A 21097-nucleotide genomic window follows, 5' to 3' on the forward strand; every position below is an offset into this window, starting at 1 on the left:
TGAGCAATTTGAAAGGGAATAGGCAATGATTTAGAGTTTTTCTAAACACCTATTTCCCTTTTAAAAAATAAACCTTTCATGCTTTCAAGTTCACAATGTATCCTGAAATTAATCTATCTTCTCTCCCTTCTGTCTCTCTTTTAAACAAAGATAAACTTCCACATTGTTCGGCTATTTACTTCCTATTAGACTGCGAAAATCGAGTTTTGTATGTGGGAAAAGCAAGGAACTTGTGTGCGAGATGGAAAGATCATCATCGGTTTGAACAACTCAAAAAACTAAACCGAAAAAGTAATATTAAAATATCTTGGTTAGTTTCCAAAAACGATCAAGAGTTACTGGATCAAACGGAACGATATTTCATAGATTTGTACCAACCTCTACTCAATCAAACCCCTGTACCTGCGAAAAAAATTATTCCAGCAGAAATCGCTTTAAATAAAACACTCATTAGACTATCCAAGTCAAATGTTATTATCTTGGGAATAGCTTCATCTGATAATTCTTCTCAGCCAACAGTTTATCTCAAGTATCCAGTTTACGGTCGTCGAGGTTTGTCAGGAACAGTCAGCAGTATTTTAAAATCGGATAATAAGAGAGCAACTTGCTTAAGGTGGAAGAAATATGCAACTCGTAAGAAATTTAATTTTTGGAAAACTAGCTGCAATGGTATTTTTATAGACGTTTCACCTTCCTATCCATTATTACCCTTACCAGCAATAACGAAATTCCAGACATTATTGGGAGTTGAAATGATCTATATACAAGAGCCAGAATTTACAACGATTTTGGAAGTATGCCCGTTTATTGAACAACAGCATCCTGGAGTATCAGTATTTACAGAAGATCCGATTCCTCGACTTTGGACAAATTCCGTTGAAAGTCTGAAGAAAAGGTGAAGTATAGGCGGTATTACTCAAATTTTGCGGATCTATAATAACTAAGCACTGATTCTATCACTAGAAATGGATCTCGAACAATTTCCCTGGTTAACCACTACAATTCTATTTCCCATTGTCGCCGCGTTGTTGCTGCCGTTTATTCCCGACAAAGACGGGCGCACAGTACGCTGGTATGCTTTGGTCATTGGGCTGATAGACTTTGCTATTATTGTCTACGCTTTTTGTACCCAGTACGATTTCAACAAACCCGGCTTACAACTGTTTGAAAGCTACGCCTGGATACCGCAACTGGATTTAAACTGGTCTGTGGGGGCGGATGGTTTGGCAATGCCTCTGATTTTGCTGACTGGGTTTATTACCACCCTAGCGATATTAGCAGCTTGGCCTGTCACCTTCAAACCCAAGCTGTTTTATTTCCTGATGTTAGCGATGTACGGTGGCCAAATTGCCGTATTTGCGGTTCAGGATATGTTGCTGTTTTTCCTGGCTTGGGAACTGGAACTGGTTCCGGTTTACATGATTTTAGCCATTTGGGGCGGTAAAAAGCGCCAGTACGCCGCGACAAAGTTTATTTTGTATACCGCAGGGGGTTCGCTGTTTATCCTGGTTGGCGCCCTAACGATGGCCTTCTACGGCGATACAGTGACATTTGATATGTCGGCGATCGCTGCCAAGGATTTTCCGATTAAACTAGAACTCTTATTGTATAGTGGTTTTCTGATTGCTTATGGCGTGAAATTGCCGATTTTTCCCCTTCACACTTGGCTACCCGATGCCCACGGAGAAGCCACCGCCCCGGCGCATATGTTACTGGCGGGTATTTTGCTGAAAATGGGCGGTTATGCGTTGCTGCGGATGAACGTGGGAATGTTACCGGATGCTCACGCGACTTTTGCTCCCATTTTAATCATTTTGGGGGTTGTAAATATTATCTACGCTGCTTTAACTTCTTTCGCCCAACGAAACCTCAAGCGGAAAATTGCCTATTCTTCAATTTCTCACATGGGATTTGTTTTAATTGGGATGGCATCTTTTACCGAAATTGGGTTAAGTGGTGCCGTGCTACAAATGATTTCTCATGGGTTGATTGGGGCGAGTTTGTTCTTCCTTGTCGGTTGTACTTATGACCGCACCCATACATTGATGTTAGATGAAATGGGCGGTGTTGGGTCGAAGATGAAGAAAGTCTTCGCCATGTGGACGACTTGTGCGATGGCGTCGTTGGCGTTACCAGGAATGAGTGGGTTTGTGGCGGAATTGATGATCTTTATTGGGATTTCTACCAGTGATGCTTATAGCCCGACTTTTAAAGTTTTGGTTGTCTTCCTCGCAGCAGTTGGGGTGATTTTAACGCCGATTTACCTACTTTCAATGTTGCGTGAACTCCTTTATGGCCCGGAAAATAAAGCGTTAACGTCTCACGAAAAACTGGTCGATGCTGAACCTCGGGAAGTGTTTGTAATTACTTGTTTGTTGATACCCATTATTGGGATTGGGTTGTATCCGAAGATTGTCACTCAAATCTATGATTCAACTACAACACAATTAACGGCTTTGATTCGTCAGTCGGTGCCAACGTTGGGAGATAATCCTCCGATTGCTCAACAAAAGCAAAACTTGTTGTCATTCACGGCACCACATATTCCTCAGAAATAGTCTGAATATTCTGTAGAGTCCCCCTCCCATAAAACAGGGGGATTTTTTTATTGATGACCGCTTACTTGATGAGTGAATATAGAATCCCATTTTACTATTACAACAAAAAGTACAGTTTGTCAAGTAATATCTATCTCAAGTAATAAAATCAAGTTAAACGATACAAAACTTAAGCTAGACTATACAAAACTTAAACAGCTTCACATTCAAACCAGGGATGTACTACACCAAAATTCGATAAAGGATTAAAATGGAAAATTTAGCAGCCTTAACTGATAACAATACACTCTTGACTTTTAATTCAAGTAACCCTGGACAGGTAACACCCATAGCCGTTACAGGAATTGAGGGAACCTTACTGGGAATTGATACCCGACCTGCGAATGGTCTAATTTATGGCTTGACAACCGCCAACAATCTCTACACAATTGACCCGAACAGTTTTGATGATGGTACGTTTACAGGTACCTTTACGCTGACTGATGAAGAAGAAACCCAGTTGCGGAATAACGCCCTTTACGTTAACCTGCATACCCAAAACTTCAACGGGGGTGAACTCCGAGGACAAATTAACGTTCCGACAGCAGGTAACATTTCAGTTAGCGGAATTCCTATTCAAGAGTCTCAAGAAGTCGGTAATGTTGTTCCTCCCGATAGTCCGGCGACAGGTTCCTTTGACGTCACTTACGATGATGCCACAAATCGTTTAACCATTTCTGGAACTTTTGACAATCTGACTAGCTCTTTATTCCCTGTAGGCCCGGCGGCGGACGTTGAAGGGAATTCTCGTAGCGCCATTCATATTCATAATGGTGTTGCAGGTCAAAATGGGCCGATTCTTCGTTCTTTGACGGCTTCTGATGGGGTGGCTACCTTGGCGAGTACCCTGTCTCAACCCTTTGAAGGCGGTACTATTTCTGGTTTTGACTTCAACCCAGCCGCTGACCGTTTGCGGTTAGTGGGAGACAACGACCAAGATTTTCGGATAAATGTTGATACAGGTGCCGTGATTGTTGACGGGACTTTAGCATTCGCCCCTGGTGATATTAATGCAGGTGTTAATCCTAATGTGACCGCCTCTGCTTATACCAATTCCTTTGCGGGAACGACTTCTACACAGCTTTATAACATCGATACGCTGCTGAATACGCTCGTTTTGCAAAATCCACCCAACGACGGCATTTTAGTCACGGTGGGGGAATTAGGGCTTGATTTTGATACTTTGGGCGGTTTTGATATTGCTTCTTCTCCGAATGGGAGTAATACCGCTTTTGCTGTTTCTAATTCAATGTTGTACACGGTTGACTTGGCAACAGGTACCGCAACAAACGTGGGAATGATTGGCGATGATGCTAATCTGAATTTACAAGGTCTTGCGGTTGTAGACCCGTTAACAGGAGATTTTGTATTTGACCCCGCTCAATATTTAGCGTCTAATCTGGATTTAGCGGGTGTATTTGGGTTTGATTTGGCGGCGGCGAATCAACATTATTTACAGTTTGGGATTAATGAAAATCGACCTGTAGATACGTTTGATGAGGTGAGATATTTGGCTTCAAATCAGGATTTGATTGGGGTATTTGGTTTTAATCCTGAATTTGCAACGGAACATTATGTTCGTTTTGGTGCAGCAGAAGGTCGTTCAACCAATTCTTTTAATCCAGTTAGTTATCTCAATAATAATGCTGACTTACAGGCTTTCTTTGGCAATGATTTAGATGCCGCGACTCAACATTATGTTCAGTTTGGATTTTCTGAAGGACGTATCGTTTAACGGTTTTTAAATGTAGGGTGGGTGAAGATTATCGGAGTTAAATTTAACTTTTTGCGAATTTTTTTCACCCATCCAACGGGTATTAAATGTAGGGTGGGTAAGAATTTGGGCAACAATTCAACAATAATCTTTAAATACCTCACCCACCCTACTCGTTTCCAATATTGTTGGAAATTTGAGGATCGGTATTTGCACTCCAATCGGTTGGATAAATCCCCCGGGCAACAAATCGATGAAAACTCGAAAATTCCCAATCGGCGGGGGAGTGACATAAACCATGTTTTACGGGATTATAATGGATATAATTACAGTGATTTTCATAGTCCTGTTCGTTTCTAATTAAATGTTCCCAAAATCGCTTTTGCCAGAGGTGAGTTTCTTGTTTTTTGATTCGAGATTCACTGAGTTCAAACGGAATCTTTAAGAAGTTTGCATAACGCTTGCTAACATAAGTTTTTATTAATCTCCACCGAATTGAATAATTATCATCCCCTTCTGGCAGAGTCCAAATACAGTGAATATGATCGGGCAAAAGAACAATAGCATCCAAGGTAAAAGGATATAATTTCATTACACGATTAATCCCATTTCGGATCGTCAATCGGGCTTTTTCTTCGCAAAGCCAAGGAATTATCTTGTAGGTAACTTGAGTAAAAAAATAGGTTCCTCCGGGTTGGCGCAATCTGCGATAATTTGACATGGGTAGGGTGGGTGAGTTTTTTTAACTATTATCGCTGCATTTTCGCCCCAATTCTCACCCACCCTACTATAATAAAAACCATCTATCAACCTTTTTCTACAACAACCAATGGAACCCATAGAACTTACCGTCGCTGCCTTAGCTGCCCTAATCATTACCAAAGCAACCGGAAAAGTAGGTGACAAATTAGGGGATAAAATAGTTGAACAAGGGGGAGTTTTGCTGGAACAACTTTACCATAAATCTCCCCAAACCGCATCCGCGATCGAACAAGTGAATGAAAGGCCTTTAGATTGGGGTCAAGCGGTGATTGATGTCAAAGCAACGGCAAAAACCGATCCAGAAGTTGCCCAAATCGTTGAGGATTTAGAAGTAACTATCAGCGAAGATGCAGACCTCAGAAAGAGGTTAGAAGAAATTGCGGCAACTATTAAATCTCAACAAGCCAGCACTCAAAACTATCACAACACGATTGAAAAAGTCGTTAACCTAGCTCAAGGAGAAGGCGCTTCTATCAATATTAAAGAACAGAATATCACAATATGACTACGCCCCCAAACCCCCAATACTGGGGGCTTTCAAGAAGGTTCCCCCCAAAGTTGGGGGGCTAGGGGGGCAAAACCCTATGAAAACTTAGGTCAACGTGGCATTACTGAACGCGAGAATTTTATTGGACGAGATACACAACTCGCAGAACTTCACCAACTCCTACAAAAAAATACCCAAGTTGCGATCGCCGCAGCAGTTGTGGGAATGGGAGGAGTGGGCAAAACTGAACTCGCCATCCAATACGCCCGACAACATCTCAATGAGATTTACAAAGGCGGTGTTTGCTTCATTTCTGGGGGGAGTTTCATCTTCGAGGTGATGCAATTTGCCCGTCCTCGGTTCTTCCCCAAGATGGATTTTACAGGCTTTTCGGAAGCTGAACAATTAACCTATTGCTGGCAACATTGGGCAGAGGGTGAGGTGTTGTTAATAGTTGATGATGTCACCGCCTACAAACAACAGGTTAAACCTTATTTACCCGGAAATCCTCGGTTTAAAGTATTAGTCACCACGCGAGAACAGATTCCTGCTGTTACTCCCCTAAATTTAGAAGTTCTTCATCCCAATGATGCTTTAAAATTACTTGAGTCTATTATTGGCGATCGCATTAAAGCCGAACCGGAAACCGCCGAAGAACTGTGTAAATGGTTAGGTTATTTACCTTTGGGGTTAGAATTAGTGGGGCGATATTTAGCAGATGAAGAAGATCTCTCTTTAGCCAAGATGCTGCAACGCCTGCAACGTAAACGCCTCAAACATTCTTCTCTCCAAAATGAAGACAACACAGCAGAAACCGCAGAATTAGGAGTCGCCGCCGCCTTTGAGTTGAGTTGGGAACGGTTGCAAAAACAGCCCGAAACGCAACAGTTGGGGTGTTTGTTGTCTTTGTTTTCTCCCGATGCTATTTTGTGGGACTTAGTTGAAACGGTGTATCAAGGTTGGCAAGGAGAGGAAATTGATCTCGAAGATATTGAGGATAGTAGACGCAAGTTAGTTAAACTCAGTTTATTTCAACGAACCAAAGAGAAAACCTATCGACTCCATCAACTCCTACGAGAGTTTTTCCGCGACAAACTAGAGGAACAAAAAGACGTAGCCGCAATGAAACAAGCCTTTGTCACCACAATGGCTAATATTGCTTCTCATATTCCTCACAATATGACAACGCAACAAGTTAAACGGGTTGAACTTGCTATTAAACATATTGAAGAAGTTGCTAATTCCTACATTGAGTTGTTATCCGATGAAGATTTAATTAGACCGTTTACTAGGTTAGCTTGGTTTTATAAAGGTCAGACTTTGTATTCTGAAGCAGAACCTTGGCTGAAGAAAGGTGTAGAAATTACAAAAAACCGTTTCGGAGAGGAACATCCATCTGTTGCCACTAGCCTGAATAACTTAGCCTCACTTTACGAGTCTCAAGGACGCTACGCTGAAGCTGAACCCCTGTTTCAGCAAGCCTTAGCAATGAGACAACGGCTATTTGATGGCGATCATCCCGATGTTGCTTCCAGCCTGAATAACTTAGCCTCTCTTTACGAGTCTCAAGGACGTTACAGCGAAGCCGAACCCTTGTATCAGCAAGCTTTAGAAATGACACAACGGCTATTTGATGGTGACCATCCCTCTGTTGCACTCAGCCTGAATAACTTAGCCTCTCTTTACAACTCTCAAGGACGCAACAGCGAAGCCGAACCCTTGTTACAGCAAGCCTTAGAAATGACACAACGGCTATTTGAAGGCGACCATCCCGATGTTGCCACTAGCCTGAATAACTTAGCCTACCTTTACAAGTCTCAAGGACGCAACAGCGAAGCCGAACCCTTGTTACAGCAAGCCTTAGCTATGTATCAACGGCTATTTGAGGGCGACCATCCTAATATTGCCACCAGCCTGAATAACTTAGCCTACCTTTACGAGTCACAAGGACGCTACAGCGAAGCCGAAGCTTTGTTTCAACAAGCTTTAGAAATGAGACAACGGCTGTTTGAAGGCGACCATCCCTCTGTTGCTACCAGCCTGAATAACTTAGGCTTACTTTACAACTCTCAAGGACGCTACAGTCAAGCCGAACCCTTGTATCAGCAAGCCTTAGCAATGAGACAACGGCTGTTTGAGGGCGATCATCCCAATGTTGCTTCCAGCCTGAATAACTTAGCCGGACTTTGCCATTCCCAAGGACGCAACAGAGAAGCCGAACCCTTGTATCAGCAAGCCTTAGCTATGTATCAACGGCTATTTGATGGCGACCATCCCGATGTTGCTTCCAGCCTGAATAACTTAGCCTACCTTTACAAGTCTCAAGGACGCAACAGCGAAGCCGAACCCTTGTATCAGCAAGCCTTAGAAATGACACAACGGCTATTTGAAGGCGACCATCCCGATGTTGCCACTAGCCTGAATAACTTAGCCTACCTTTACAAGTCTCAAGGACGCAACAGCGAAGCCGAACCCTTGTATCAGCAAGCCTTAGAAATGAGACAACGGCTATTTGAGGGCGACCATCCCGATGTTGCCACCAGCCTGAATAACTTAGCCTATCTTTACGAGTCACAAGGACGCTACAGCGAAGCCGAACCCCTGTTTCAGCAAGCGTTGTTTATGTTAGTCAAAACTTTAGGTAAAGATCATCCTAATACTCAAACAATTTGGCAAAACTTAATCATATTTTTAATCAAAGTCATCCAGGAAAACAAAACCGATCAATTAAGTGATAATGAATTCATTCAATCTTTAGTTTCTCAGCTTCAGCAGCAAGAAAACTCATCATAATAAATTCAAAGTCCCTCGCCTCGTAGGAGAGGGATTTAGGAAGAAGTTCTTCACAAACTGCGATCGCATTCTAACGAGCTATACTATAATTAACCTAAAATATAGAATCCTCAAAAAAAAGATTATGCTAAATGGTATCAAACAGCGAGGAGTTGTTAGCAAAGATGGCACAATTGAAATTCAAACACCTGAACTTCCAGAAGGAACCGTTGTTGAGGTGATTATTTTAGTAGAGTCAGAGGCAATAGAGTCAGATAGTAGCTCACAAATTCCACAAGATACAACAGAATATTTACTCTCAAATGAAGCGAACCGTCGTCACTTACTCACTGGAATTCAAAATATAGAAACCAATACTAATTTAGTCAGTTTTACATTAGAGGAATGGAATGAGGAACATAACATTCACTCCTAAATCTTTTGAAGATTTTAATAATTGGTCAAAACAGGATCGGAAAATTTATCGTAAGATTATTACTCTGATTAACGATATACTCCGTCAACCTTTCACTGGGCTGGGTAAACCTGAACCCCCTAAAACATGAGCTGAAAGGATATTGGTCACGACGCATTACCGATGAGCATCGTTTAGTATATCAGGTCAGTGAGAATGCAATCACTATTCTAAGTTGCCGATTTCATTACGATAATTAAAATCAAATAAATTCTATACGAAAAGTTTATAAAATCAAACTCAATTCATCTAATCCTCGTTACTATTGCTTAAAATATTTAAAATGCGATCGCTATGTTTCCAAGTCCCTCGCCTTATAGCAGAGGTATTTAGGGAGAGGTTGAAATGGTAAAATAAAATTATCCTTGATTAAGATTCCGATTATGGAAGAAATTCTAGAGTTAAAAGAATTGCTACTCAAAGGTGATATCAAAGGATCGTTAACCCTGGTTGACGAGTTAGAAGAAATGGGTCGCAAAGATATTATTAACAATATTCGCAGTTATGCGGTCATTTTACTCCTACATTTAATTAAACAACAAGCAGAAAATCGGACAACTCGATCCTGGGATGTTTCCATTCGTAACTCGGTTTTGGAAATTCAAGACTTAAACGAACGTCCGAAGTCAAAAGGGGTTTATTTGAATTCTGAAGAATTACGGGGTATTCTGGAGAAAGCCTATCCACAAGCCGTTAACAAAGCTTCCCTGGAAGTTGAAGAAGGACGTTATGATTCTCGCGAATTGGAACAAAAAGTTAATCAGATCGAAATTTTGAATCAAGCGATTAATTTAATTAATCCGGCTTAAAAATTTTATCCCAAAAAATTAATCCGAAACCCCCGTGACGTTGCCCCCAAACCCCCAATATTGGGGGCTTTAAGAAATGGGGACTTTTAAGAATATTCCCCCCAGAATTGGGGGGCGAGGGGGGCGAAAAATGGGGATATTAACTGCAAATAATTCCGCCACCTAAGACAATTTCTCCGTCGTACCACACGGCTGCTTGACCCGGTGTAATTCCAAAAATCGGTTCATCAAATATCAGCTTAACTTGTTCATCTTCTGCGGAATTTAACGGTACAACGGTAACAGGTTGAGGTTTTGTCCGGTATCGAATTTGCACTTCGGCGCGAATAGGAGAAGTTGGCGGTGCTATTGATACCCAATTCACCCGTTTAATGATACACTCAGTTTGTGTTGCATTTTCGCGATCGCCAACAATAACTAGATTTCGTCCGGCATCAATTCCAATCACATACAACGGGTTAGGTGCGGCAATTCCTAAACCTTTGCGTTGTCCGATGGTGTAGTGATGAATCCCCTCATGTTGACCCAACACTTTACCATTTTCATCAACAATATCGCCTGTTTTCCCAGTAATATATTTATCCAAAAACGCCTGCATGGAACCGTTGGCTTCAACTAAACACAGGTCTTGACTTTCCGGTTTGTCTGCCGTTTTTAGATTATATTGTGCCGCAATACGTCGGGTTTCAGTTTTGAGAACTTCCCCCAACGGAAACACTACACCCGCCAGTAAATCTTGAGTTAAATCATACAAGAAATAAGACTGATCTTTACTTTTGTCAACCGCTCTTAATAATTGATAACGGTTATTTTGTTCATCATACCGAATTCTGGCATAATGACCTGTGGCAATCAAATCAATTCCCAATTCTTCTTTTGCATGACGCAACATCGGGCCAAATTTTACGGTTTTATTACATTGAGAACAGGGTAGGGGGGTAATCCCGGCACTATACCCTTCGACCAAATAATCAACAATATGAGTTTGAAACAACTCTCGACTGTCCACGATATGATGAGGAACGCCTAACTGTTCGCAGATAAACGCTGCATCTACCATTCCTTCCGAACAGCATTGACCTTTTCCTTTCATTAACCATAGCGTTAACCCAACCACTTCATAGTCTTGGTGGTGGAGAATAGCGGCGGCGGCGGAACTGTCAACTCCTCCGGATAAACCGACAACGACTTTTTTCATTGGATTAGGGGATAATAAGCTGCTACTTTAGATTTACTTCTCTATAAATGATGGCATTAATACGTTCAGTGTTGGAGGAACCGAGAATGTCTGTAACTTCTATGATAATACATAAAAACTACAAATGGGGGACTTGGCAGAGATTGCGAACCCCGCTGAGGTTGATTTTGATACTGTTGGGAACTTGTATAACAGTAATTTCTCCAGGGTTCGCCCAAGAAGAACGCTATGGAGTGTATATTAACAGCGATAGTGTCTTTTTGCTGGAAGTGGTTCAACAGGTACAACCGGGCGCTGTCATTCGGAGATATAGAAATCGCAGAATTATCGATGCGGGGATTTATTTTAGAGAGAGTGAAGCCGAAAGAGTGGTTGAAGATTTACAGGCTGTCGGTGTAGACTCCCAAATTACAGATTTTGAGGATGAAAAAGAATTTACAGGTGCCATTACTGCTTTTCCGCCTGTTGTTCCTTTACCCACTGAAGAAGATAAACCCATCGAAACCAATTTTCCGCCCATTTATGTTTTTCCAGAAGGGAGTTTAGGTTTATATCAAGTGTTTGTGAGTGTGAATGATGCAGCATTATTTGAAGTTCTTCAAGTGGCACCCTATGCTGAGATAAAAGAATATCAAGGTAAACTGATTATTCAAGCCGGAAGTTTTCTAAACTTAGGAAATGCTCAACAATTGATGGATGAGTTAAACTGGCGAGGAATTCCCTCAGAAGTTATTCAAAGTTTGCGAGAGTTGCAACTTTGGGTAGCAATTCAACCTGAAATTCCAGCTACGCGAGTTACTGCGACTCCTGCGAATCCGGGTGGGGGTTATGGGTTATCGGAAACGAATCGTTATTTTGTATTAATTCCGACTCAACCTGCTGATTTAAACATTGTTGCGAATGATGTGGTTGCTTTGGGTGCGCCCGAACAAAGTGTGATTGTTCAAGACTTAGAAGTTGACCCTTTTGTTGCGGTGGGGCCATTTTCAAGTGAGACTCTAGCCGAAGAATGGGAAAATTATTTTATTGATGCGGGAATTCCGGGGGCGCAGGTTTATTTTGGGAAGTAAAGTATGACCTTAAATTCAAAAAAAGTGTTAAAAAAAGACAGAAGATATAGCGCTACGCGCTAGGGAACAGGGAACAGGGAACAGGGAACAGGGAACAGGGAACAGCAGACTATGAAAGGGTTTCAGAATTTATAAATGTCCTAATCAATTTGCGTAGCGCTATAGAAGTCAGAAGTTTTTTCTATCTCCCGATATCCTTCCTATGACTGAAGACACTCAGGAAAATGAATCATGTTTACTCGTGAAAATCGACAAGAAATTCAACAGTTTGTTGTGACAGCCAAACAAATGCAGGCAATAGAATCTCGTATCTTTGAAGCGGGAATGCCTGTAGCCGCGTTAATGGAAAAAGTAGCCGGACGAATTACCGAACGGATTCTCAGCAAAATCAAGTCAATTTCGGTGACTTCAATTGGCGTTTTAGTCGGGCCTGGTCATAACGGGGGGGATGCGTTAGTTGTTGCCCGAGAATTACTATTTTTAGGATATTCTGTGGTTGTTTGTTGTCCGTTTTCCAAATATAAAGAACTCACCGAATCTCATTATCATTATATCACAAGTTTGGGGATTTCAATTCATCAAAATATAGATGCTTTGCAAAACTGCGATGTGATTATTGATGGAATGTTTGGCTTTGGTTTAACTCGTCCGATTACCGATGAATTGGCGGAGGGGGTTAACCAGATTAATGCTGGGAACAAGCCAATTTTTAGCATTGATTTACCTTCCGGGATTCACACCGATACTGGGGAAGTTTTAGGAACAGCTATTCAGGCGAATTACACGTTTTGTTTGGGGTTGTGGAAGTTAGCATTCTTGCAAGATTCAGCCTTAGAATATCTCGGAAAAGTTGAACTGATTGATTTTGATATTCCTTTAGCAGATATTGAGGCAATTTTAGGTCAAACTCCAGAATTTCGCCGGATTACACCTGAAAATGCGATCGCTGATTTACCGCTTCCGCGTCCTTTGGCTACTCACAAATACAAGAATGGTAACTTACTAATTGTCGCAGGTTCTCATCGTTATACTGGGGCGGCAATTTTAGCTGGTTTAGGCGCTAGGGCGTCGGGTGTGGGAATGTTATCAATTGCGGTTCCTAACTCGATTAAACCGTTACTCAGTACCCAACTTCCTGAAGCATTAATTATTGGCTGTCCCGAAACAGAAGACGGGGCAATTTTAGATTTTCCCTCTCATTTTAGTTTAGATCAATTTGATGCGATCGCCTGCGGCCCTGGTTTGACACAATCGGCAACTACCGTTGTACAATTGATTCTAGACTGTAATCGACCTTTGATTTTAGATGCAGATGGTTTAAATATTTTAGCCCAACTCAACCCCGTTTTTACGCTATCTCAACGACAAGCTGCAACGATTATTACCCCTCATCCAGGTGAGTTTAAGCGATTGTTTCCTGAGTTAGCTGAGGAATTAAAAGATCATGTTTTAGTTACTCAAAAAGCCGCCCAAAAAAGTCAAAGTATTGTAGTCTTAAAAGGGGCAAGAGTTTGTATCGGAACAGCGAACACCGTTTGGATTAATCCTGAAAGTACACCTGCATTAGCAAGGGGAGGAAGTGGAGATGTTTTAACGGGTTTATTAGGGGGGTTATTAGCCGCAGTGGTATTAAATCAAACTCCTCTTGATGCTATCGTGAAAACGGCGGTTTGGTGGCACGCCCAAGCGGGTATTCAAGCTGCAAAAGACAAAACAGAATTAGGGGTTGATGCGTTTACCTTAACTCAGTATTTGAATCTCAACCCAATTCAATCTCGTTTTTTGAACAAATCTCACCCTTGAGGTGATAAAATTTGAGTTTAAACTCGTCGTCTACTCCCTTGTCTTTCTGGTTCGATTAGCATCTAAATTTAACTCCCATGAAACTCAGAATCATTAACAATACTGTTTTTAAAGATCGACCTATTCAATCTGATTTGATTGCTTACAACCGAAAAGTATCAGCTTATGCGGGAACAGAATTTGAGATTGAGAGTTATGATTTTGTTGAAAATAACCACTATAAGATTATCTTTATTAATCCTTTACCCCGCAATCAAAATCTTTGGTATGTATTCTGTGATCATGTCGAAATTGTTGATCCTAATAATCCGATCAAAAGCACTCAACCCGACTCAACTAACTCCTCTGACCGTGATAAACTTTATACCTCATCCGGCTGGATATGGCCGATGAGAGGAACCAGTATGGGGCCAAGAACAGAATTTGGTTACGCCCGAGGACGCTTACACGCAGGGGTTGATATTGGTGGCTACACTCCCGATGAATGTTTTGCAGCGAGTGATGGAACAGTAAGTTATGTTAAAAGAGATACCAGTGGGCTAAATGGTCGTATGATTGAAATTACCCGTCCTGATGGTTGGAAACACATTTATTTACACTTACGATCTATTTCAGTTGAACTCAATCAAAATATAGAAACAGGTCAATTAATTGCAATTCGAGGCGGTTCAGGATTTGGTTCAGAAGGGTTAGAAATTGATGGCGGTGGCTATTCAATTCATCTACATTTTGAAATTCATAACCCAGCAGGAACACCTGTTAACCCTCGTTTATATTTACCCAAAGATGGGAGTGTACCCAATTTAGGATATTAGTTTTTTAGAATTTCCCCTTTTTGTTCTATAAAATCAAGTAAAATATTTTGATGAGGACGACCTAATAATCTCTCCATTTTAGCATTTTGAGAGTAGGCTTGACCCTGGCGAATTTGTTCAGGGGTAATCAATCCAAAATCCCACCCTTCACCGAGAACTAATTGACTCATCTCAACCTTTAAAGGCGCGTAAAACACATGACGAACGACATTTGTTTCTTGATAACAGTGAAACGCTAAAACTTCAGATAGTTCATAACCAATTTCTTCAATCACTTCTCGTTTGACTGCTATTTCCGGCGTTTCTCCGGGTTCGATATGACCCCCAAATAAACCCCAAACACCCGGATAGACAATACTCGGAATATCATCTCGCAACTGCATTAAAAATTGACCTTCGCGGTACAAAATTGCCAGGGAAACATGAACAGGTGAGTTGATCATTCTTCGTCATCCACAACTTGTTCAGACTTAGGAGTTGGGGGTTGAATGGGTTCTTTCTCCCCGTTTTCGGGTGTCGGTTCTTGAATGCGTTCTAGTTCTTGAAGATAAACCCCACCAATATTTTGACCTTGAAGTTCTTTGAGGGTAATTGTCTCATAATTCACTTGACCTCGAACTAATATTTCCTGTCCCTCTTTCGGTAAATCGTCAGTGCTAAAAACCCAAACTGTACCTGTGTTATCCTCAAGTTGATAGGCACCGGCACCAACAAAGGGCGCAAGACTTTCGACTGTTCCTTTAATATAAACCTTTGTGTCAGCTTTGCGTTTTTCGAGGTTTTCAATCGGAGTAACATTGAGATTGAGTTTAGCCGTTGAAGTCGCTAACTTTTCGCAGCCAAATAGCAACGGTGTTAGGCCAAATAACATGACGATGGGAAACGCCCGAACGAATTTAGATTTGGTTGCAGTAGTCATGGAATAGAAAACATCCTGTAAAATTGTAGGCAACGAATAAATTATGGTATTTTGATCGCTGTTCTGAAAAAAAGAGGTGAGTTGGGAAGTTTGTAATTACCCCGTCTCACCTGAAAATTTAAGCAAGGAGTTATGAGACATAACTCGATCTACAGAGAGTGACGGTAGGTTCTATAGTTTTTGTTCCGAATGTAGCCAACAAAACAGGCTTGTGTGAATATAGTTGAACTGATGTCCTTTTAACCTAAAAATTATTATGGCTAACATATTAGATGGTAAAGCACTCGCCCAAAAAATTAGAAAGCAGCTACAACAGGAAATTCAATCTTTGCAAGCCCAAGCTGGACGTCCACCGGGACTCGCCGTGTTGATGGTGGGAGAAAACCCCGCCAGTTCGGTGTATGTTCGCAATAAAGAACGGGCTTGTGAACAGGTGGGAATTGTATCATTTGGAAAACATTTTCCCACAAATATCACTCAAGCGGAATTAACTGAAGTCATTCATTCACTCAACCAAAACTCCGAAGTCGATGGAATATTGCTTCAGCTTCCTTTACCGCCTCATCTCAACGCAATTCCGCTATTATACGAGATATCTCCCGACAAAGATGTAGACGGGCTTCATCCGGTGAATATGGGGCGACTGGTTCGAGGTGAAGCGGGACTTCGTAGTTGTACACCTGCGGGAGTGATGCAGCTTTTGCGAGAATATGAGATTGAGGTTACAGGAAAAGATGCGGTGGTTGTTGGGGCGAGTATTTTAGTCGGAAAACCGATGGCGTTGATGTTGTTGGAAGCCGAAAGTACCGTGTCTATTACTCATATTAAAACAAAAGATTTAGCAAAACTCACTTGTGAAGCTGAGATTTTAGTGGTTGCTGCGGGTTATCCGAAGTTAATTACACCTCAAATGGTTAAACCGGGCGCTGTAGTTGTTGATGTGGGAATTAACCGTATTACTGACTACGAAGGACGATCACGAATTGTCGGAGATGTGGATTTTGAGGGAGTAGAACCTTTAGTTGATTATATTAGCCCAGTTCCGGGCGGTGTTGGGCCGATGACGGTGGCGATGTTGTTACAAAATACTCTTTGGAGTTATAAACAACGAGTCGGTAAAAATCTGGAATAGACATCGTTTTCTCCGAGTTGGGAGATCAAAGGCTGTGAATTTTACCTGCGAAACCCGGTTGATTAAAAAGTATCGGGTTTTTTATTAATTTTCTGCTGCTGTTGAATTGGGAAATAATGTGGTTTCTTGGGGAAAATAACCCGCAGGCATATTCACGTTAACGGTCGTCCACTGGAGTTGATTTTCAAAAGCTTTTTCGATGAATTTGACTTGAAAATCACCAAGTTTAATTTCTTTACCCTGACGAATATCAATGGCTTCAAGTTTGAGGATATTACCCTGACGAACTCCCCATAAACTAATCTGTTTCCATTCATCTTCTGTGGTATAATTATAGGTATCAACATACCCTCGAACTTCTCCTTTTTTTGACTCCAAACAAACATCAATAAAAGGAGGAGGTATTGCCACATTACCTTCATTACTCCAACACTGAGAAATGAGTTGATCGAGTTTTTCGTCCTGCTGCTGTTGGTTTTTTCCGACGGTATTTACTGTATTGATCAGTGTTGTCGCAGAATCCGTGAAAGTAGCTAAACCTGTTATGCCAATAGAGATGAGAATAATCACCACAATTAACGGATGATTTTTTATATTCTCTGTTGTTTTTTCAAGGAGATTTTTATCTTCACTCATTTTTCTATCCTTTTTTTATCTTAGAAAATGGGTAGATTTTGACCGCTAGAAGGCGCAAACCGCAGCGCCCCTACAGATCATTTTAAGGTTCGATAAAATGCGCCCAAACATTCCCATCGGGGCCAGCAACTTGGTTGAAATAACCATAGGAATACAACAACCGTCGCCCTTCTGTATTGTTATAACCAGTGTAAGCATCTCCCCAAGGATCATTGACAATATAGCCTTTTTTGTTGTAGCCAATAATCGTTAAAATATGACCGGACGGCGTTAAATCTGCCCCAATAACCACAGGACGACGATTAATTAATTCTTCTTGAATCTCAGACCAACGGCGAGTCGTACTAAAACTACTTTTATAACCATAAGCCCGAATTAAAGCCGTTAAAACATTATGTTCAGTTTGCGATCCAACTCCAGCATAATTAAAACACCATTGCAACAATTCATCCTCTAATTGTCCGCCATATTGCGATCGCAAACCATAATAATATAACACCATCGCAATTGAAGTCACATTACAAGTAGACCAAGAATAGCGAGGATTATCTCGTTGAGAAAAATAGGGAACATTCAATTCAATTTGGTCAGGTAAGGGATCAAAAGTTTTCCCGCCTCGCTGAAATTTCACAAAGTCAGGAAACACATAACCCGTATTCCCAAAGCCCCGTAATTCCTCCGTTAAAGCAACTCGAATATGATTGTCAGCGATCGCATAACTTCTGACTCCATACACTCGACCTAACGGTAAAGTAGTCCGTTCAGAAGCCGCCAAACGACTCGCATCTATCGGGCGTTTTTTTAACACTGTTGTTTGCCCAATTGTCATCGTCAACGAGTCAGGATCAAAGGGGATTTCTTGACCATTTCGCAGCAACCGAACGTGTTGCCAATAAATATATCCGACATTACCAAACTTCTCAACAGAGTCAGCCAAAGTGACACGAAAATGACCTTGAGTAGAAGCATAACCCTTAATCGGATAAGTTTGACCGAGTAATAAAAGTGCGGATTGATCCGGTGACAAATCAGAAGAATCAATCGGTTTTGCTTTAATTTTTGTCGTTTTAATCACCAACATTTGGGCATTAACATCAGTATCCCGTACACTATCAATCTCAAACTGAAGCACTTCCGAACCTTTGCTGAGTTGAACATGACTTTGGAAGAAATAACCAAATGTTCCGATAGGTGAAATCGCGTTATTTAATAACACTTTCAAATGACCATCAACCCAACCATACTTCAAAACCTTAAACTTCTGACCCGATGCGATCGCGACTTTTTGAAGTTGATTTAGAGAAGCAGAATCAAACGGTGCGACCTTAAAAAGGGTATCATTAGTAATCCTTAGAGTTAACCCTTCTCCCACCGTCAACGGGCTACTACTCACCGTTAAATTAATCACCTGAGAAGCAATCAACTCCTTTTTACTATTTGTTGCTTTCAGTCGTAACCAACGATAACCCGCCTCACTAAATCCTTTTTCTAACTTGACTTCCCAAGTCTTCGCCGTCGAATTCAAAACAACATCAAAACCATAACGATCTTCCGCCATCAAAGTCATCGCCGTCACAACACGCGGATCAAAACTTCCTTTAAGAATAGTCGGTTGATTCACCAAAACTTCTGATGGTCCCTGATAAGTCACAGGTAATTTAGGAATAATCGGTTGATCAGCCCGACTCAGTTGAACAAAATCAGGATAAACATAACCCGTATTTCCAAAACCCGGTAAATTTTCCGTGAGGGCGACTTTGAGATGACCATCTTCTGTGGTATAACTTTGTACACCATAAACCATTCCGGCTGGAATTATGACCTTATCCGTTTCGCTGAGATAAGCCCCATCAACAGGTCGTTTTTTGAAAACAGTGGTATTAATAACCGTTAGATTAATTGCATTTGTATTGTAGGTAATGGCTTGATCTTGTTCCCAAAGTTCAGCATGATAACGGTAGATATAACCATATTGACCAAAACCCGGAATACTGCGATCAAAAGTTACACGGAAATGATCTTCAACACAAGCATAACCTAAAATTGTGTAGGTACTGCCGTGAGTTAATTCAATGGTTTGATTCATTCCCAATTGGGCGGAATCTTGAGGTTTTACTTTGACAGAGGTAGTTTGTGTAATCCATAATAATTGAGTCCCCGATGGAGTCGGGGGTAAATCTTCACGATCAAACCAGAGGATTTGTCCATTTTTAACTAATAGTACGTGTTCTTCGTAGAAATAGCCGAATTTTCCGACTCCACCGAGAGGATTTTTAAGTTCAACTTCGAGGTGATTGTTGACTAATTTGTAGTCCTTGAGAGGGAGAACTTCACCAACGTTAATATTTTGTTGTTGTTGAGGAGTGAGGCGAGAAGAAGAAATCGCTTGTTTTTTAAAGGGAGTTGTATATCGGGCGATTAACAGAGTCTCCGATCCAAAATTGCCTTCGAGGGCAACCGTTAAACGAATAACTTGATCAGAAACCGATTTGTTTTGGCGATCAAAACCTTTTAAGCGTAACCATCTTTGACCTTGAGTATTGAATCCTTTCTCTAGGCTAACGTGCCAAATTCCCGATTTAGAATTGAGACTAACAGTAAGAGGATATTTGTCTTCTGCGATAACAGAAACAGTCTGAATTTTTTCAGAATCAAAGGTTCCAATTAAAGCAACAGGTTGGTTAACTAAGACATTTATCGGGCCGAGATAATTCAGCATAGTTCTAGGAGTTGTCGTAAGTCACAATGAAGGCACAGTTAACTGTGAGTAGCTTGGATGAAGCTAGAAATGAGCTAGTGGGGACGGATCAAGTCAAGGGATCGTTTGAGGTTTATCGCTTCAAACAGAGTTATAGCAGTTCGCGCTAATATTGTGAACAAACTAACAGAACCCAGAAACTCTAAAACCTTGATTTAAAGGGTTTTTAAATCCCCTGTTCCCTGTTCCCTGTTCCCTGTTCCCGCCCGCGTTGCGCTATAGCATAGCTCACAACTGCACCAATAAAGCCGCCCCTAGAACTATCTACGGACGGCTACATCGTTAATAAGGATGAATTTTTCCTGAGACTGGATCAAATCATCGCTTGATTAACCGAGTCGGGCGAGAATATCTTTAGCATGAGACGAGGTATTCACCTTGTCATCAACATAATCAATCATTCCTTCACCATTAATCAGATAGGTAACACGTTTGGCATAGCCTCCACCATCAACATCATAGGCTTTGGTAATCGTGCCATCGGGATCGGCTAACAGAATAAACGGTAAACCATACTTTTCTGCAAAAGCCTTGTGGGAGGCTTCGTCATCCATACTCACCCCTAAAACCACCATGTCTTTGCCTTGGTAGTCGGCGAAGCTGTCACGGAAGCTTTCGGCTTCTTTCGTGCAACCCGGGGTATCATCCTTGGGGTAGAAGTACAGAACAACTATCTTGCCCTTATAGTCCGCCAGAGAGACAGTTTTTCCATTGCTGTCTTTTGCGGTAAAGTCAGGGGCTTTTGTTCCTACAGATAAAGCCATAGCTCAGAGATCCTCCCCAAAAGAAATTTTTTCGATTTTCTTCACAAATTGACACTCCCACGCCGTAAACGGCGGGGATTCTTGGTTCAGCGAGTCCATTTAATACAGATAGGTTGCCCTATCTATACCAGAGATGAATTCTCCCCAAGCGTTTTGCTCCATTTCAGAAACCTGTTTGGGTATGCCCTACCCTACAGTTCAAAACCTAAAATCTTGGTTTCTCTGTACTTGTTGCGTTGCGCGCTAATAAGCGCACAAGCTTTCCCGTGCGGAACCCCATAACTTCAGTGCGTCAAGGTGCGTTGCCTTTCGGTGACTGGGTTTTTAGTGTGGTTGATTACCCTTTCCACAAAAGAAAGTTTAACATAAAGCCGTCAATCACGGAC

20 protein-coding genes are annotated in these 21097 nt (G+C 41.5%); 13 read left to right on the forward strand and 7 right to left on the reverse strand.

The genetic code is table 11. From position 1 onward, the window contains the following. Positions 1–95: 95 nt before the first annotated feature. From L8106_RS29455 to L8106_RS29460, 3 genes are all read left to right on the forward strand, one after another. On the forward strand, positions 96–899 hold the full coding sequence (locus L8106_RS29455; protein WP_050779087.1) for a GIY-YIG nuclease family protein: 804 nt from the start codon (positions 96–98) through the stop codon (positions 897–899). Between the two features lie 66 nt (positions 900–965). Further along, positions 966–2558 (forward strand): NAD(P)H-quinone oxidoreductase subunit 4, encoded by a 1593-nt coding sequence (locus tag L8106_RS08125; RefSeq protein ID WP_009783770.1) that lies wholly within the window; start codon positions 966–968, stop codon positions 2556–2558. A 250-nt stretch (positions 2559–2808) separates the two neighbouring features. Next, positions 2809–4332, forward strand: coding sequence for a DUF4394 domain-containing protein (locus L8106_RS29460; RefSeq protein ID WP_009783771.1), 1524 nt, complete (start codon positions 2809–2811; stop codon positions 4330–4332). Positions 4333–4480: 148 nt separating this feature from the next. Here L8106_RS29460 and L8106_RS08135 read toward each other — a convergent pair whose 3' ends face one another. After that, positions 4481–5032, reverse strand: a complete 552-nt coding sequence (locus L8106_RS08135) for a transposase (RefSeq protein ID WP_009783772.1) — start codon at positions 5030–5032, stop codon at positions 4481–4483. Between the two features lie 108 nt (positions 5033–5140). Between L8106_RS08135 and L8106_RS08140 the strand changes: the two genes are divergently transcribed. From L8106_RS08140 to L8106_RS08155, 6 genes are all read left to right on the forward strand, one after another. Continuing rightward, positions 5141–5578, forward strand: coding sequence for a hypothetical protein (locus L8106_RS08140; RefSeq protein WP_009783773.1), 438 nt, complete (start codon positions 5141–5143; stop codon positions 5576–5578). 123 nt (positions 5579–5701) lie between these two features. Beyond that, complete coding sequence (locus tag L8106_RS33525; RefSeq protein ID WP_083798382.1) at positions 5702–8353, forward strand: tetratricopeptide repeat protein; 2652 nt, start codon at positions 5702–5704, stop codon at positions 8351–8353. Positions 8354–8477: 124 nt separating this feature from the next. Next, positions 8478–8768, forward strand: a complete 291-nt coding sequence (locus tag L8106_RS08150; RefSeq protein WP_009783775.1) for a hypothetical protein — start codon at positions 8478–8480, stop codon at positions 8766–8768. Continuing rightward, complete coding sequence (locus tag L8106_RS34190; RefSeq protein WP_255348879.1) at positions 8743–8898, forward strand: type II toxin-antitoxin system YoeB family toxin; 156 nt, start codon at positions 8743–8745, stop codon at positions 8896–8898. The genes L8106_RS08150 and L8106_RS34190 overlap by 26 nt, the downstream gene beginning before the upstream one ends. 25 nt (positions 8899–8923) lie before the next feature. After that, on the forward strand, positions 8924–9007 hold the full coding sequence (locus tag L8106_RS34195) for a type II toxin-antitoxin system YoeB family toxin (RefSeq protein ID WP_255348880.1): 84 nt from the start codon (positions 8924–8926) through the stop codon (positions 9005–9007). A 183-nt stretch (positions 9008–9190) separates the two neighbouring features. After that, positions 9191–9616, forward strand: coding sequence for a DUF29 family protein (locus L8106_RS08155; protein WP_009783776.1), 426 nt, complete (start codon positions 9191–9193; stop codon positions 9614–9616). A gap of 139 nt (positions 9617–9755) precedes the next feature. Here L8106_RS08155 and mnmA read toward each other — a convergent pair whose 3' ends face one another. Further along, on the reverse strand, positions 9756–10814 hold the full coding sequence (mnmA, locus tag L8106_RS08160; protein ID WP_009783777.1) for a tRNA 2-thiouridine(34) synthase MnmA: 1059 nt from the start codon (positions 10812–10814) through the stop codon (positions 9756–9758). A gap of 86 nt (positions 10815–10900) precedes the next feature. Here mnmA and L8106_RS08165 point away from each other — a divergent pair, with 86 nt between their 5' ends. From L8106_RS08165 to L8106_RS08175, 3 genes are all read left to right on the forward strand, one after another. Next, positions 10901–11884: a hypothetical protein gene (locus L8106_RS08165; protein WP_009783778.1), complete on the forward strand. Its 984-nt coding sequence runs from the start codon at positions 10901–10903 to the stop codon at positions 11882–11884. A 231-nt stretch (positions 11885–12115) separates the two neighbouring features. After that, positions 12116–13687 (forward strand): bifunctional ADP-dependent NAD(P)H-hydrate dehydratase/NAD(P)H-hydrate epimerase, encoded by a 1572-nt coding sequence (locus tag L8106_RS08170; protein WP_009783779.1) that lies wholly within the window; start codon positions 12116–12118, stop codon positions 13685–13687. A 77-nt stretch (positions 13688–13764) separates the two neighbouring features. Then, complete coding sequence (locus L8106_RS08175; protein ID WP_009783780.1) at positions 13765–14502, forward strand: M23 family metallopeptidase; 738 nt, start codon at positions 13765–13767, stop codon at positions 14500–14502. Here L8106_RS08175 and L8106_RS08180 read toward each other — a convergent pair. Both L8106_RS08180 and L8106_RS08185 read right to left on the reverse strand, forming a co-directional pair. Beyond that, positions 14499–14945: an NUDIX hydrolase gene (locus tag L8106_RS08180; protein ID WP_009783781.1), complete on the reverse strand. Its 447-nt coding sequence runs from the start codon at positions 14943–14945 to the stop codon at positions 14499–14501. The genes L8106_RS08175 and L8106_RS08180 overlap by 4 nt on opposite strands. Then, positions 14942–15421, reverse strand: coding sequence for a hypothetical protein (locus L8106_RS08185; RefSeq protein WP_009783782.1), 480 nt, complete (start codon positions 15419–15421; stop codon positions 14942–14944). Before L8106_RS08185 ends, L8106_RS08180 begins: the two co-directional genes overlap by 4 nt. Before the next feature lie 256 nt (positions 15422–15677). On the opposite strand from L8106_RS08185, the gene folD reads away from it, so the two are divergent. Next, the gene (gene folD / locus L8106_RS08190; protein WP_009783783.1) at positions 15678–16553 is read left to right on the forward strand and encodes a bifunctional methylenetetrahydrofolate dehydrogenase/methenyltetrahydrofolate cyclohydrolase FolD; all 876 of its coding nucleotides are present in this window, start codon (positions 15678–15680) and stop codon (positions 16551–16553) included. A gap of 84 nt (positions 16554–16637) precedes the next feature. Here folD and L8106_RS08195 read toward each other — a convergent pair whose 3' ends face one another. The 3 genes from L8106_RS08195 to L8106_RS08205 form a co-directional block, all read right to left on the reverse strand. Beyond that, a complete protein-coding gene (locus tag L8106_RS08195) occupies positions 16638–17189 on the reverse strand; it encodes a hypothetical protein (RefSeq protein ID WP_009783784.1) in 552 nt (183 codons plus the stop codon). An 82-nt stretch (positions 17190–17271) separates the two neighbouring features. Further along, a complete protein-coding gene (locus tag L8106_RS08200; RefSeq protein WP_009783785.1) occupies positions 17272–19908 on the reverse strand; it encodes a C39 family peptidase in 2637 nt (878 codons plus the stop codon). 368 nt (positions 19909–20276) lie between these two features. After that, complete coding sequence (locus tag L8106_RS08205; protein WP_009783786.1) at positions 20277–20711, reverse strand: peroxiredoxin; 435 nt, start codon at positions 20709–20711, stop codon at positions 20277–20279. Positions 20712–21097 lie beyond the last annotated feature (386 nt).

The sequence above is a fragment of the Lyngbya sp. PCC 8106 genome (genome assembly GCF_000169095.1).
Classification (GTDB): domain Bacteria; phylum Cyanobacteriota; class Cyanobacteriia; order Cyanobacteriales; family Microcoleaceae; genus Capilliphycus.

Excerpts from the sequence above, each read along its gene's own strand:
- L8106_RS29455 (WP_050779087.1), top strand. The coding sequence starts at position 96 with ATGTATCCTGAAATTAATCTATCTTCTCTCCCTTCTGTCTCTCTTTTA.
- L8106_RS08125 (WP_009783770.1), top strand. The coding sequence starts at position 966 with ATGGATCTCGAACAATTTCCCTGGTTAACCACTACAATTCTATTTCCC.
- L8106_RS29460 (WP_009783771.1), top strand. The coding sequence starts at position 2,809 with ATGGAAAATTTAGCAGCCTTAACTGATAACAATACACTCTTGACTTTT.
- L8106_RS08135 (WP_009783772.1), bottom strand. The coding sequence starts at position 5,032 with ATGTCAAATTATCGCAGATTGCGCCAACCCGGAGGAACCTATTTTTTT.
- L8106_RS08140 (WP_009783773.1), top strand. The coding sequence starts at position 5,141 with ATGGAACCCATAGAACTTACCGTCGCTGCCTTAGCTGCCCTAATCATT.
- L8106_RS08150 (WP_009783775.1), top strand. The coding sequence starts at position 8,478 with ATGCTAAATGGTATCAAACAGCGAGGAGTTGTTAGCAAAGATGGCACA.
- L8106_RS34190 (WP_255348879.1), top strand. The coding sequence starts at position 8,743 with ATGAGGAACATAACATTCACTCCTAAATCTTTTGAAGATTTTAATAAT.
- L8106_RS08155 (WP_009783776.1), top strand. The coding sequence starts at position 9,191 with ATGGAAGAAATTCTAGAGTTAAAAGAATTGCTACTCAAAGGTGATATC.
- mnmA (WP_009783777.1), bottom strand. The coding sequence starts at position 10,814 with ATGAAAAAAGTCGTTGTCGGTTTATCCGGAGGAGTTGACAGTTCCGCC.
- L8106_RS08165 (WP_009783778.1), top strand. The coding sequence starts at position 10,901 with ATGTCTGTAACTTCTATGATAATACATAAAAACTACAAATGGGGGACT.
- L8106_RS08170 (WP_009783779.1), top strand. The coding sequence starts at position 12,116 with ATGTTTACTCGTGAAAATCGACAAGAAATTCAACAGTTTGTTGTGACA.
- L8106_RS08175 (WP_009783780.1), top strand. The coding sequence starts at position 13,765 with ATGAAACTCAGAATCATTAACAATACTGTTTTTAAAGATCGACCTATT.
- L8106_RS08180 (WP_009783781.1), bottom strand. The coding sequence starts at position 14,945 with ATGATCAACTCACCTGTTCATGTTTCCCTGGCAATTTTGTACCGCGAA.
- L8106_RS08185 (WP_009783782.1), bottom strand. The coding sequence starts at position 15,421 with ATGACTACTGCAACCAAATCTAAATTCGTTCGGGCGTTTCCCATCGTC.
- folD (WP_009783783.1), top strand. The coding sequence starts at position 15,678 with ATGGCTAACATATTAGATGGTAAAGCACTCGCCCAAAAAATTAGAAAG.
- L8106_RS08195 (WP_009783784.1), bottom strand. The coding sequence starts at position 17,189 with ATGAGTGAAGATAAAAATCTCCTTGAAAAAACAACAGAGAATATAAAA.
- L8106_RS08200 (WP_009783785.1), bottom strand. The coding sequence starts at position 19,908 with ATGCTGAATTATCTCGGCCCGATAAATGTCTTAGTTAACCAACCTGTT.
- L8106_RS08205 (WP_009783786.1), bottom strand. The coding sequence starts at position 20,711 with ATGGCTTTATCTGTAGGAACAAAAGCCCCTGACTTTACCGCAAAAGAC.